Source organism: Phenylobacterium sp. (assembly GCF_025934275.1).
Taxonomy (GTDB): Bacteria; Pseudomonadota; Alphaproteobacteria; order Caulobacterales; family Caulobacteraceae; genus Phenylobacterium.
The window spans coordinates 15,063-27,853 of record NZ_JAICYI010000051.1 but is presented as its reverse complement, the minus strand read 5'-3'; the positions used below and the strand labels follow the sequence as shown (position 1 = coordinate 27,853).

The 12,791-nt window shown below is 70.0% G+C and carries 12 protein-coding genes and 2 tRNA genes; 11 read left to right on the top strand and 3 right to left on the bottom strand.

The annotated features are described in order from the left end of the window. Both Q0W60_RS13185 and Q0W60_RS13180 read left to right on the top strand, forming a co-directional pair. Window positions 1–296: DUF418 domain-containing protein (locus Q0W60_RS13185; protein ID WP_297696320.1), on the top strand; the 296-nt coding region annotated here is incomplete at its 5' end. Between the two features lie 115 nt (window positions 297–411). After that, window positions 412–858, top strand: a complete 447-nt coding sequence (locus tag Q0W60_RS13180) for a MaoC family dehydratase (RefSeq protein WP_297696318.1) — start codon at window positions 412–414, stop codon at window positions 856–858. A gap of 6 nt (window positions 859–864) precedes the next feature. On the opposite strand, the gene Q0W60_RS13175 is transcribed toward Q0W60_RS13180, so the two are convergent. Continuing rightward, complete coding sequence (locus Q0W60_RS13175; protein WP_297696316.1) at window positions 865–1,689, bottom strand: serine protease; 825 nt, start codon at window positions 1,687–1,689, stop codon at window positions 865–867. Between the two features lie 169 nt (window positions 1,690–1,858). Between Q0W60_RS13175 and Q0W60_RS13170 the strand changes: the two genes are divergently transcribed. The 3 genes from Q0W60_RS13170 (at window position 1,859) to Q0W60_RS13160 (ending at window position 6,727) form a co-directional block, all read left to right on the top strand. After that, entirely contained in the window at window positions 1,859–3,958 is a 2,100-nt protein-coding gene (locus Q0W60_RS13170; protein WP_297696314.1) for a S9 family peptidase, read from the top strand. Window positions 3,959–4,050: 92 nt separating this feature from the next. After that, window positions 4,051–5,214: an aspartyl/asparaginyl beta-hydroxylase domain-containing protein gene (locus Q0W60_RS13165; protein WP_297696311.1), complete on the top strand. Its 1,164-nt coding sequence runs from the start codon at window positions 4,051–4,053 to the stop codon at window positions 5,212–5,214. A 16-nt stretch (window positions 5,215–5,230) separates the two neighbouring features. Then, window positions 5,231–6,727, top strand: a complete 1,497-nt coding sequence (locus Q0W60_RS13160) for a putative 2OG-Fe(II) oxygenase (RefSeq protein ID WP_297696309.1) — start codon at window positions 5,231–5,233, stop codon at window positions 6,725–6,727. 21 nt (window positions 6,728–6,748) lie between these two features. Here Q0W60_RS13160 and Q0W60_RS13155 read toward each other — a convergent pair. Beyond that, window positions 6,749–6,822 (bottom strand) — tRNA-Gln (locus tag Q0W60_RS13155). Window positions 6,823–6,956: 134 nt separating this feature from the next. Here Q0W60_RS13155 and Q0W60_RS13150 point away from each other — a divergent pair. Both Q0W60_RS13150 and sppA read left to right on the top strand, forming a co-directional pair. Beyond that, a tRNA-Pro gene (locus Q0W60_RS13150) sits at window positions 6,957–7,033 on the top strand. Window positions 7,034–7,154: 121 nt separating this feature from the next. Continuing rightward, entirely contained in the window at window positions 7,155–8,927 is a 1,773-nt protein-coding gene (gene sppA, locus Q0W60_RS13145) for a signal peptide peptidase SppA (RefSeq protein WP_297696307.1), read from the top strand. 4 nt (window positions 8,928–8,931) lie between these two features. Here sppA and Q0W60_RS13140 read toward each other — a convergent pair whose 3' ends face one another. Then, entirely contained in the window at window positions 8,932–9,933 is a 1,002-nt protein-coding gene (locus Q0W60_RS13140) for a retropepsin-like aspartic protease (protein ID WP_297696305.1), read from the bottom strand. A gap of 109 nt (window positions 9,934–10,042) precedes the next feature. On the opposite strand from Q0W60_RS13140, the gene Q0W60_RS13135 reads away from it, so the two are divergent. From Q0W60_RS13135 to Q0W60_RS13120, 4 genes are read left to right on the top strand one after another with little or no spacing between them, the layout of a single operon-like run. Then, window positions 10,043–11,080 carry a hypothetical protein gene (locus tag Q0W60_RS13135; protein ID WP_297696303.1) on the top strand — a complete coding sequence of 346 codons (1,038 nt, stop codon included), beginning with the start codon at window positions 10,043–10,045 and terminating at the stop codon, window positions 11,078–11,080. Beyond that, window positions 11,070–11,930 (top strand): 2OG-Fe(II) oxygenase, encoded by an 861-nt coding sequence (locus tag Q0W60_RS13130; RefSeq protein WP_297696301.1) that lies wholly within the window; start codon window positions 11,070–11,072, stop codon window positions 11,928–11,930. Before Q0W60_RS13135 ends, Q0W60_RS13130 begins: the two co-directional genes overlap by 11 nt. 60 nt (window positions 11,931–11,990) lie before the next feature. Further along, window positions 11,991–12,245, top strand: a complete 255-nt coding sequence (locus tag Q0W60_RS13125) for a hypothetical protein (RefSeq protein WP_297696299.1) — start codon at window positions 11,991–11,993, stop codon at window positions 12,243–12,245. Window positions 12,246–12,255: 10 nt separating this feature from the next. Next, on the top strand, window positions 12,256–12,789 hold the full coding sequence (locus tag Q0W60_RS13120; RefSeq protein ID WP_297696297.1) for a hypothetical protein: 534 nt from the start codon (window positions 12,256–12,258) through the stop codon (window positions 12,787–12,789). The last annotated feature ends 2 nt before the right edge of the window (window positions 12,790–12,791 follow it).

Below are 12,791 nucleotides of genomic sequence, written 5' to 3'. Positions count from 1 at the left end.
GCAAAGTGCTCGTCACCTGGGCGGCGCCGCTGGGTCGCACAGCCTTCACCAACTACCTTCTTCAGTCGGTGATCTTCAGCTCGATCTTCTACGGATACGGGTTGGGCCTGTTCGATCGGCTCGCCCCGACCCCAACCTTTGCCCTCGGGCTCGGCGTCTATGCCGCCCAGGTCCTGTTGAGCACCCTCTGGCTGCGCCGCTTTCAGTTCGGTCCGATGGAGTGGTTGTGGCGCGCGCTCATGTATGGACGCCCCCGGGAGTTGCGCCGACTGCCGACACTAAACCCAGCGTCTTAGGTGCATTACTCTTACCCGTAAGAGTAATGCGGGGCCGAAATTCCGCAATGCATCGTCTTGTCCCACTCTTGCGAGGTGGTAGAGGGGGCGGGCCAGCCAACGGACGGAGAACGCGATGAACCCTGTGGAGATCAAGGACCTGCCGGGCCTGGTGGGCACCGAAGTGGGCGTCTCGGACTGGCTGCTGGTCGACCAGGACCGGGTCAACAAGTTCGCCGACGCGACCGGCGACCACCAGTGGATCCACGTGGACGTGGAGCGGGCCAAGCGCGAGATCGGCGGCCCGATCGCGCACGGCTATCTGACCCTGTCGCTGATCCCGCACCTCTCGGCCGGCATGCTGCCGGTGAAGGGCGTGACGCGCGGCATCAACTACGGCTCCGACAAAGTGCGCTTCACCAACATGGTGCGGGTCGGCAAGCGCGTGCGGCTGCGTCAGAAGCTGATCGGCGCCGAGGCCAAGGCCGGCGGCATGCAGATCAAGAACGAGTGCACGATCGAGATCGAGGGCGAGGACAAGCCGGCCTGCATCGCCGAGACGATGTCGATCCTCTACGGCTGAGCGGCGCTAGTCGGCGGTGGCGGCTTCCTCGGCGGAGGCCGCCTTGGCGCCTTCCACCGGAGTTTCGGCCACCATGGTCGCGGGCGCCTGCGGATCGTCCAGGCGGGCCAGGGTCTCGCGGATGAACTTGGCGTGGGTGACGATGCCGATCTCCAGCCGCTCGTGATTGAGCTCCACCTGCTGGGTGAGCAGGCCGGCGATGAACTGCGGGTCCTGGACGCCCGTCGGATCGTGGCGGTGGTCCTGGTCGGTCATGAACACCGGGCCGCCCGAGTTGCCCGGGAAGACCGAGAAATCGAGCAGGAAGGTCGGGAAGATCTTGGCCGGGGCCAGCGGATAGGAGGCCACGCGGCCGGCCCGCAGGATCGGAAAGCCGGCCTGATTGGCCGCCAGGCCGCGCGGGAAGCCCAACGCCATCATCTCGTCGCCCGCCTCCACCTGGTAGTGGGTGAAGGTGTCGTCGCCGGCGAGGTAGTTCAGCGGGATCGCCGCCTTGGCGAACGCCGGAGGCGCGGTGATGGCGAGCGCCGCCACGTCGCGCGACGGATGGTGCGTCCAGAGCTCGTGACCCTTGGCGTCGCGGATCTCCACCGGCTGCGGCGCATAGCTCCAGCTGCCATCGGCATTCTGGAAGCGGAAGCCGATGCGCGCGGCCGCGCCGGGCATGCCTTCGAGAACGTGGTTAGCGGTGATCAGGATGGTCCGAGGCCGGCCGTCCGGCGTCGGGTCGGAGATCAGGAAGCCGGTGCCGACCGTTCGCGTCCCGTCGCCAAGCGGCTGCTCCACCTGAACGGTGGCCTGCATGAGCTGGATGGCGAGGTCCATCGCCATGGCGTTCCCGACTCTCTCTTCCCGCTCGCGTCTTCGCGCGATCTCGATGCTTGAGAAACATTGGGCGGAGTCCGCGCCGCGGCCAAGGCGACAGCTTGTCCTGTGCGCTCATTCGACGCGCGGACGGCCACGCTTGAGCGCGGCGGAGGCGCGGGGCATTTAGCGGGCCATGGACCAGACCGCCCCGCGCCACGTCCCGCCGATCGCCCGCAAGGAGCCCAAGCGGATCGAACAGCTCGGCCGGGTGCGGGTCGACGAGTTCGCCTGGATGAAGGACGAGGCTTGGCAGCAGGTGCTGCGCGACCCGAAGGTCCTGCGCGCCGAGGTCCGCGAGCACCTCGAGGCGGAGAACGCCTACACGAAGGCGATGCTGGCGGACACCGTGCCGCTGCAGGCCGCGATCTTCGAGGAGATGAAGGGTCGCATCAAGGAGGACGACGCCAGCGTTCCGGCCCCCGACGGGCCCTGGGAATACTACGCCCGCTACGAGCTGGGGGCGCAGCAGCCGATCCACGCACGGCGGCGGCGGGGCGAAACGGACCGCGAGCAGGTGCTGCTCGACGAGGAGGCGCTCGCCAAGGGCAAGCCCTACTTCCGCGTGGGCGCCGCGAGCCACAGCCCCGACCATGCGCTCTACGCCTGGGCGGCCGACGAGCAGGGTTCGGAGTACTACGCGATCCGCGTCAAGGACCTCGCCACGGGCGAGGAGGTCGGCCCGCCGATCGACAGCGCCTACGGCGACTTCGTCTTCTCGCCGGATTCGCAGTGGCTGTTCTGGATCTGGCGCGACGAGAACGCCAGGCCCTCGAAAGTCTTCCGCCGGCCGGCCCGCGGCGGGGACGACGCGCTGGTCTACGAGGAGGCCGACGAGGGCATGTTCCTTGGCGTGGGCGTCGCCTCTGACGACAGCCACGTGCTGATCCATATCGGCAACCAGGAGACCACCGAGCTGCGGCTGATCCCGTCCTCGGATCCGACCGCCGAGCCGCTGGTCGCCGAGCCGCGCCGCGTCGCGGTGAAATACAGCCTCGACCACTGGAGCGACCGCTGGGTGATCCGCACCAACGACGACGGGGCGGTGGACTTCAAGCTCTGCGTCTCCGACGCCGCGGTCCCGGCCAAGGCGACCTGGCGGGACTGGATCATGCACCGGCCGGGCCACTACATCATGGGCTTCGCCGCCTACGCCGGCCACATCGTTCGCGCCGAGCGGGTGGAGGCGCTCGATCGCCTGGTGGTCACCGCCCGCGACGGCGCCGAACACATGGTCGCCTTCGACGAGGAGGCGTACGCGCTTGGGCTGGAAGACGGCTACGAGTACGCGACCACCACGACCCGCTTCGTCTATCAGTCGCCGACCACGCCTCGGCAATGGTTCGACTACGACCTGGTCACACGCGAGCGGACGCTGCGCAAGACCCAGGAGATCCCCTCCGGCCACGACGCCGGCCGCTACCTCGCGCGACGGCTCCATGCGACCGCGCCGGACGGGGAGACGGTCCCGATCACGCTGCTGATGCTGAAGGACGCGCCGCGCGACGGCTCGGCGCCGGTGTTGCTCTACGGCTATGGGGCCTACGGGCATGCGATGGAGCCCGCGTTCTCGATCCGCAACCTTTCGCTCGTCGACCGCGGCTGGATCTGGGCCGTGGCGCACATCCGCGGCGGCTCCGACAAGGGCTGGGGCTGGTTCCTGGACGGACGCAAGGCGAAGAAGCCCAACAGCTTCACCGACTTCATCGCCTGCGCCGAGCACCTGATCGCCGAGGGGTATGCGACGAAGGGCAAGATGGCGGCCTATGGCGGCTCGGCGGGCGGCATGCTGATGGGCGCAGTCGCGAACCTCCGCCCGGATCTCTGGGGCGCGGTTATCGCCGCCGTGCCGTTCGTCGACGTGCTCAACACCATGAGCGACGTGAGCCTGCCGCTCACCCCGCCGGAATGGCCTGAGTGGGGCAATCCGCTGGAGGACCCGGCCGCCTACGACGTGATCGCCGGCTATAGCCCTTATGACAACGTGAGCGCCCAAGCCTATCCGCCGATCCTGGCGACCGGCGGACTCTCCGACCCGCGGGTCACCTACTGGGAGCCGGCCAAGTGGGTGGCCCGGCTGCGCGAGCTGCATGCGGGCGAGGCGCCGATCCTGCTCAAAATCAACATGGAAGCGGGGCACGGCGGGGCCTCGGGCCGGTTCGATTTCCTGAAGGAGATCGCCCTCGACTACGCCTTCGCCATCTGGGCGCTCGAGGAGAGATGGCGCGCGGCATGAGCCCGCTCTAGCGGCCCGACGCCGCAGCCCCCTGCATGGTCTGCCTCCTGCAACTCCGATAGATTGCCGGCCTCACGCTGGCAGGGGGCGGCATGTCGGTCTCGGATGCGGACGCGGCGGCATCGCTCGCCAGGCAGGTCGACGAGGCGCTGCGCCGTCGCGACGTGCGGGCCGCGTTATCGCTGATCGAGGCGGCCGAGCAGGCGCGGCCCGCCGATGTCGGACTGAAGATGCAGAAGGCGGTGACCCTGCGCGTGGCGGGCGACCTGCCGGCCTCGCTGGCCGCGCTCGACGCGGCCCTGGCGCTGGAGCCGTACAATTTCATGGCGCTGCTGGGGAAAGGCGCGCTGCTCGAACGGCTCGCCGGGGAGCGCGACGCGGCCGAGGTCTATCGCAACGCCCTGAAGATCGCTCCCGCCGATGCGCCGCCCGGCCTGCGCCCGGCGATCGCCCGCGCCCGCGAGGTGGTGCAGAAGAGCGCCGAGGCGCTGGAGGCGCACCTGCGCCGCCGCATCGCCGGCCTGGACGCAGATTGCAGCGGCCCGGCCAAGGCGCGGCTGGAGGAAACCGTGCGGGTGTTCTCGGGCCAGGCGCGGGTCTACCACCACGAGCCCTTGCTGCTGCACTACACCCAGCTGCCGGAGATCGGCTTCTACGACCGCTCGTTGTTCCCGTGGCTGGAGACGCTCGAAGCGGAGACGGAGGTGATCCGCGCGGAGCTGGAAGGGGTGCTGCAAAGCCGCCAGGATTTCGCGCCCTACATCGACTTTCCCCCGGGCGCGCCGGTGAACCAGTGGGGCGAGCTCAACCACTCGGCGCGCTGGAGCTCCTACTTCCTGTGGCGGGACGGCCAGCGCCAGGAGGGCGCCTGCACGGCGTGTCCGAAGACCGCGGCGATTCTCGAGCGGCTGCCGATGGCGATCCAGCCGGGCTTTGCGCCCACCGCCATGTTCTCGGCCCTTGAGGCGAAGACCCACATCCCGGCCCACACCGGCTCGACCAATACGCGGCTGCTCTGCCACCTGCCGCTGATCCTGCCGGGGCCGGCGCGCTTCCGGGTCGGGAACCAGACGCGGTCATGGCGGATGGGCGAGGCCTGGGTGTTCGACGACACCATCGAGCACGAGGCCTGGAACGACGCCGAGGCCTTGCGCGTGATCCTGATCTTCGACATCTGGAACCCCTACCTCGAACCTGCCGAGCGCGAGCTGGTCTGCGCGCTGCTGGCCGCCCGCAATGCGTTCCTCGGCCACTGAGCCTCTGAAGGATCCCGTGACTCCAGGCGACATCCCCGAGGCTGAAGCCCTGCTCTCGCAGGGCCGGGCGGCCGATGCGTTGAAGATCACCTCGCGGCTCGTGGCCGAACCCGCCCCGACGCACCAGGCGCTCGCCACCCACGCCTTCACGCTGAAGGCGTTGCGGCGGCTGCAGGAGGCCCTGGCGTTCAACGAGCAGGCGACGCGAGACTACGCGCAGAGCCCGATCGCCTGGCACAACCTGGCCGCCACGCTGGGCGACCTGGGCCGCGTGGAGGCGGCGATACCGGCGGTCAAGCGCGCCATGGCGCTCGGGCTCGACCGGGGGCCGACCTGGCACGTCTATGCGCGGGCGCTGCTCGCCACCGGCGCGATGGACGAGGCCGAGCGGGCCTACCGCGAGACATTGAAGCGTCCGCCTCTCACTTTGGAAGCGACCGCCGAACTCGCCAACGTGATCTGGATGCGGCGCGGCGACATGGCCGCCGCGCAGGCCGTGCTGGACGAGGCGTTCCGCGCCGGCGGCCCGCCGGGGCCGCTGGTGATCGCCAAGGCCAAGCTGTTCGAGGCGGCGGGCGACGTCGAGGCCAGCGCGCGGCTGCTCTCGGCCGCGGTGGAGCGGATGCCAGGCGACCTGGTGGTGCTGCTGGCCGCCGCCCAGAGCGCCATCGAGTTGGGCTACCGCAAGGAGGGCTGGGAGCTCGCCAAGACCGCCGAGTCCATGGCGGGCGACGAGCCGGCGGTGCTGAACCAGCTGGCCATCGCCGAGCTGGCGCGCGGCGCGCCGGGCGCGGCGCTGGCGGTGGCCCGGCGGGGGCTGGCGATCGCGCCCGAACACCAGTCGCTGATCGGCTGGGCGGCCGCGGCGGCCCGGGCGGCGGGCGATCCGCTCTACGAGACCCTCTACGACTACGACGCCTTCGTAGGCGTCTATGAGATCGAGACGCCGAGCGGCTGGCCGTCGCTGGCGGCCTATCTCACGGACCTGGCCGCGACGCTGAACCGGATGCACCCCTACGAGCAGCATCCGTTCCACCAGTCGATCCGACACGGCAGCCAGACCATGCAACCGCTGACCGCCTCGACCGACCCCGTGCTGGGCGCCTTCTTCGAGGCCGTCGACAAGCCGATCCGCGCCCATATGAAGAGGCTCGGCAAGGGAAGCGACCCGTTCCGACGGCGCAACGCCAGTGACTACCACTTCGACACCGCCTGGTCGGTGCTGCTCAGGCCCGGCGGCTTCCACAAGGACCACTTCCATCCGCAGGGCTGGATCTCCTCGGCCTTCTATGTCGAGACGCCGGAGGGCGCGCTCGACACCGCCGAGAAGCAGGGCTGGATCCGCTTCGGCCGGCCGCCGCTGGAGCTAGATCCGCCGATGGCGCCCGCCCGTTACGTGCGCCCCAAGCCCGGCCGGCTGGTGCTGTTCCCGTCCTACATGTGGCACGGCACCGAGCCGTTCACGACCGACGAGCGGCGCATGACCATCGCCTTCGACGCCGTGCCGGCGTGACCCTCGCAAAGTCGGCGGGACTGGCTGGGGGACTAGGACTCGAACCTAGAATAACGGTACCAAAAACCGCTGTGTTACCATTACACCATCCCCCAGCAGGAACGGCGTCAGGCGGGCTCGCCCCCGCCGCGGAGGCGCCGACATAGCGCACGCCTTGGGGGTATGCAACGGGCCCCTTGGGCGCGCTTGCCGCGGTTCGGATGGTCCCCTATAAGGCCCGCTCCCAAGTCGGAGTGTAGCTCAGTCTGGTAGAGCACCGTGTTCGGGACGCGGGGGTCGCAGGTTCAAATCCTGCCACTCCGACCATCATCGCCCGCGGCCAGGCTTTACCCCGAAAACACCCACCTTTCCGCCGCATCGATAGTATGCGACAGCCCCCCTGGCGGACGCCGAATCCCGGGCCTCCGCGGGACGGCGAGTTCATCCGATGAAGCAGTTCCTGATCACCGCCGCCGGCGTGTTCGCAGGGCTCATGATCTTCCTGATCGGGGTGCCGTTCGTCCTGGTGATGATCGCGGCCGGCGCCGCCGGCCCGCCGGCCATGCCTGCCCGCGCAGTGCTCGAGCTGGACCTGCGCGATCCGCTCACCGACCAGAGTCCGCAGAGCCCGCTGGCGGGCTTCGGCCGCCGCTCGGAATCGGCCATGTCGATCATCGAGGCCTTGCGGCGCGCCGAGACCGACGACCGGGTCAAGGGCCTGTTCATCCGCCTGCCGGAGCAGGGCCTGGAGCCGGGCCTGGCCGACGAGCTGCGGCTGGCCATCCGCCACTTCCGCGCCTCGGGCAAGCCGGTCTTCGCCCACAGCCAGGGCCTCTACGCCGGCGGCCCGGTCACCACGACCTACATGCTGGGCGCGGCGGCCGACCAGTTCTGGATTCAGCCCGGCGCCTCATTCCAGGTGACCGGCTTCGCCAACGAGGACCTGTTCTTCAAGCGGGCGTTCGACAAGTACGGCGTCAAGGCCGACTACCAGCAGCGCTACGAGTACAAGAACGCCGTCAACGCCTACCTCTATGACGACTACACGCCAGCGCACCGCGAGGCCGAGCTGTCGTGGATGGGCTCGGTCTACGGCAGCGACATCGCCGCCGCCGCCGCCGACCGCAAGCTCGATCCGGCGGCGCTGAAGCGGACGTTGGAGGCCGGCCCCTACCTCGCCGAGGACGCCCAGCGGCTGCATCTCGTGGACCGCGTCGGCCAGGAGCACGAGGCGGAGAACGCCCTGCTGCGCCGCGCCGGGTCGGGCGCCGAGATGGTGGACTTCGACGACTTCGCGCGCGGCCGCCATCGCGACCGCGGGACCGGCCCGGCGATCGCGATCATCGAGGGCGAGGGCGCGATCGTCACCGGCCATGACGGGGCGGCCAATCCGCTCTCCGGCGGTTCCTCGATCTATTCGGACGACCTGTCGGACGCCTTCTACGAGGCGATCCGCGAGAAGGACGTCAAGGCGATCGTCTTTCGCCTGAACTCGCCGGGCGGATCGGACACCGCCTCGGAACAGATCCTGGACGCGGTGCGCGCGGCGAAGGCGGCCGGCAAGCCCGTGGTCGTCTCGATGGGGACCTACGGCGCGTCCGGAGGCTACTGGGTCGCCTCGCAGGCCTCCGCCATCGTCGCCGAGCCCTCGACGCTCACCGGCTCGATCGGGGTGTTCGGCGGCAAGTTCGCCGTGGGCCCGGCGCTCGCCAGGTTCGGGATCGACGTGCGGCAGCTCGGCGTCGGGGGCTCCTACGCCGGGGCGTTCGGTCTGGGGCAGGAATTCACGCCCGAGCAGCGCGCGGCGATCTCGCACTGGATGGACCGCATCTACGACAACTTCGTCGCCAGGGTCGCGCAGGGCCGCAAGCTCTCACCCGACCGGGTGCGCCAGATCGCCAGGGGCCACGTCTGGACCGGCGCGCAGGCCAAGCAGCTCGGCCTGGTGGATGAGGTGGGCGGCTTCTACGACGCCGTCGCCAAGGCCCAGGCGCTGGCCAAGATCTCCGGCGAGCCCAGGCTGAAACGCCTGACCCCCACGGCCTCGCCGTTCGAGGCTATCGAGAAGCTCTTGGGCGTGTCGGCGACGTCCGTGAGGACCCTGGCCGCCGCCGCCTGGGTGCTGGGCGATCCGCGGGCCCAGGCGATCCTGGACCGGATGGCCGAGGCGCGCCTGCGCGAGCAAGGCGCACTGGCCCTGGCGCCGCAGCCGCTGCGCTGATCGCTCAGTGCGGGCCCGGCGGCGGCGGCGGGTGGATCGGCGTGCGCGCCGGCCAGAAGGTTATGAGCTTCTCCCCGAAGTCGAACGCGACCTCGTCGAAGCGACGCAGCACGTCCACGCCGATAAGGATGCTGGGCGTGGTCTCGAGGTCCCACAGCGCGAAGACGTGCAGGTCGGCGTAGGCCACCAGTGAGGTTTCCACGTCCCGTCCGCCGATCCGCAACCCCGGCAACGGACCGAACTCCGCCTCGGCGCGCTGGCCGGTGGCGCTGACCAGGGCAGAGTGGATCAGCCGGCTCTCGAGCGTCGGATCGATCGCAAGCGCCGCCTGCCGCAGCGCGAGGTTGGCCACCGTGACCTGCGAGCCGGAATCGAGGAAGGCGGTGATCGGGCGGTTGGCGGCGACCGCGTCGACGATCAGCAACTGGCCTGACTTGTAGCGCGCCGGCACGGAGAAGGGCGCGTGCGGCGAGCGGATCCGGCTGTTGACCTGTTCGCCGATGCTCAGCCCGCCTGATCCCGAAACCTGGAAGGTCTGATCGCGGAACCGGATCGCGATCCGCCGGCCGGTCAGCATGTCGATGCCGAGCAGGCCGTCCGCGCCCAGCCTGGAGGCCGGTTCGACGGGCGCCTTGAGATTCGACGAGATCACGTCGCTCACGCGGATCCGCTTCACCGTCACCAGCGGCGCCGGTTCAGCGCTCAGGATGCCGTGCACCTCGGCGGTTCCCGCCGGCGGGAGATCGAGTGTCTTGGCGACCTCCGCCGAGACCACAGTCCGGTTTGAGCCCGTGTCGACGACGAAGAGGTACGGCCCCCGCCCGTCGAGGTAGACCGGAACCTCCACGCGCCGCGCCTGATCGAAGGCGGTCTCCAGCACCTTGTCCACATCGGGCGCGGCAGGGACAGCAACCTTCACGCCGCCGGTCTGGGCCCTCGCGATCCTCAACGTCGGCAGCGCCGCCAGGCCCGCCAAGGCTCCCCGCCGCGTCCACGCTGCGCGCATGGCAACGAGGCTTAAGACAGGCCCCGAGTCCCGGAAAGCGGCGATCCGCCAGCTGGCTCGACAAGCCGCGCGACGGATCGTAACGCTCGGTGAAGACATCGGGACCCTGATGACCGCCCCGCCCTGGCCCGAGCGCCTCTTAGCCTCGCCCGAGCTCTTCCCGCTCGACTTCGTGTCGCCGGAGGTCGTGGACGTGCGCGCGCTCGCGCCCGCGGACTACGAGCGCGCGAGCTTCCTGGACGCGCGGCTCGACAACCCCTTCGTCGCGCACCTGCCCTACTCCGATCTCGCCCAGGCGGCCGGAGGCCTGCGGGTCGCTGCGGACTTCATCTTCCACATCGGCCACGTCGGCTCGACCCTGATGTCGCGGCTGCTGGGCCGTCATCCGCAGGTCTTCTCGCTGCGCGAGCCGCAGGCATTGCGCAGCTTCGCCGAGGCGGAGCTCCGCCAGGCGCCCTGGGGGCCCGCGGAGTTCCGCGCCAGGCTGGCGGTTTTCCTGGCGCTCTATTCCCGAACGTGGCGGCCCGAGCAGCGAGTGGTCCTCAAGGCCACCAGCCTGGTCGGCGAGATCGCGCCCGGCCTCATGCAGGCGGCGGCCGACGCGCGAGCCCTCTTCATGTACGTCCGGCCCGAGAGCTACATCGCTACGATCCTCGGCGGCGACAACTCCCTGGGCGAACTCAGGATTGGCGCGCGCTCGCGCCGGGAGCGACTCGCACGCAGGCTCGGCCCGGCTTCGCAGGCCGGCGAGAGCCTTTCGGATGGCGAGCTGGCGGCGATGACGTGGGCCTGCGAGATGACGGCCCTGCGCGCCGCCGCGGCCGCGCTGGGCGACCGAGTCCTCTGGCTCGATTTCGACGCCTTCCTCGCCGATCCGGCGGCGGGGCTTTCGCGCGCGCTGCGCCACCTCCGGCGCGACCCCGATTCCGTCCATGTGCAGGCCATGCTCCGCTCGGGCTATCTCGAGCGCTATTCGAAGGCGCCGGAATGGGCTTATGGACCGGACCTGCGTCGCCGCGTGCTCCAGGCGGCCCGCCAGGGCGGCGGCCACGAAATTCGCAAAGGGTTGGCCTGGCTTGAAGCAGCCGCGGCGACCGCGATCGCCGAGGCGCATCGGTTCGCGCAGGACGCGCCGCATGTCGCCTGAGGAAGCCCGCGACGTCCGCGCGCAAGCCGAGCGAGGCGACGCCGAGGCGCTCGCCACGACCGCCATGTTCGCAGCCCTTGGCGCCTTCGAGCCGCAGGACTGGCGGAGCGCCGCGGTACGTCTGGGCCTCGCCGCCGAGGCGGGCTCGCCCGCCGCCGCGGGGCAGTTGCGGGTGCTCGCGGATGGCCGCGACGCTCCGTACGCCGATCTCGCCCAGGCGATCGATTGGACAGCGTGGCTCGCCTCACCGCCAAAGAGCCGGATCTCGGCCGACCCGCGCGTCGCGGTCTCGACGAGCTTCCTGGCGCCGCTCGCCTGCCAGTGGGTGATCGAGCGTGCGCGTGGCCGCGTCTCTCGGGCCCTGGTGTTCGAACCGGCGAGCGGCGACTTCCGGACTGAGCCCGGCCGCACCAACAGCGCGTTCTCCTTCGCCTTCGAGGACATGGACGTCGTGACGGCGGCGATTCGCGCCCGTATCGCCGCGGCCCTGTCCGTGCCCGCGGGTGCGCTCGAACCCGCCCAGGTCCTGCACTATGCGCCAGGCGAGCAGTTTGACCGGCATTTCGATTTCCTCGATCCGGCCGAGCCTGGCTTCGCCGCCGAGATCGAGCGCGGCGGCCAGCGGATCGCGACGCTTCTCGTGTATCTCAACCACGGGTTCGAAGGCGGCGAGACGGACTTCCCGCGCCTGAGCATTCGCTACAAGGGCGCGGCCGGGGACGCCCTGATGTTCTCCAACGTGGACGCCGCGGGCGCGCCCGACCGGCGGACGCTGCATGCGGGCCTGCCGCCCACGACTGGCGAAAAATGGCTGCTCTCGCAGTGGATCCGGGACCGAGCGCTGGGTTGAGGCGAGTTGCACCTGGGTCAACGCCGGCCTAGCTTCCTGCGGACTCGCAAGAGGATTCCAATGTTGCTTTCGGTTATGGCCGTTCTGGCCGCGTCCACGCCTGCGGCCGCATCGGTCACCGCGGCCCCTGCCGCCCTGTCGGCCCGGGCGGCGGCTCCCAAGAAGCCGGATCTCGTCTGCAAGACCGAGGAAGTGACGGGCTCCATGTTCTCGAAGAAAGTCTGCCGCCGGAAGGCGGAGGCCGAGCGGGACAAGGCGGAAACGCAGGAGCAGATCCGCGAGAGCCAGCGGGTCACGACCGGATTTCGCCACTAGGCGGATGAGCATGCGCCAAGCCGCCACTTGCCTGAGCATGGCCATCCCCTTACTGCTGGCCGTCGCCGGCGCCGCGCAGGCCAAGGACCCGGACCCGAAAGCCCGCGCCGCGGCCTTCCAGGCAGTGCTCGACTGCCGCGGCATCGCCGACAACGCCCAGCGCCTGGCCTGCTTCGATGCCGCCGCGGCGAAAATGGGCGAAGCCGAGACGAAGGGGGAGATCGTGGTCATCGACCGGGCGCAGGCGGCGGCGGCTCACCGGGAGGCGTTCGGCCTGCCGGTGCCCAGCCTGTCATTCCTGACCCGCGCGCTGAGACCCGAGGACGTGAACCGCATCGAGGGCGTCGTCGAATCCGCCAGCGCCGACATCAACGGCAACTGGACCTTCCGGCTGGAGGGCGGCGCCATATGGCGGCAGATCTCGGGCGACCTGTACCGACCGCCCAAGCACGGCTCCAAGGTCGCGATCCGCCGCGGCTCGCTGGACAGCTATCTGATGAACGTCGACGGCCAGCCTTCGATCAAGGTGCACCGGGATCAATAGGT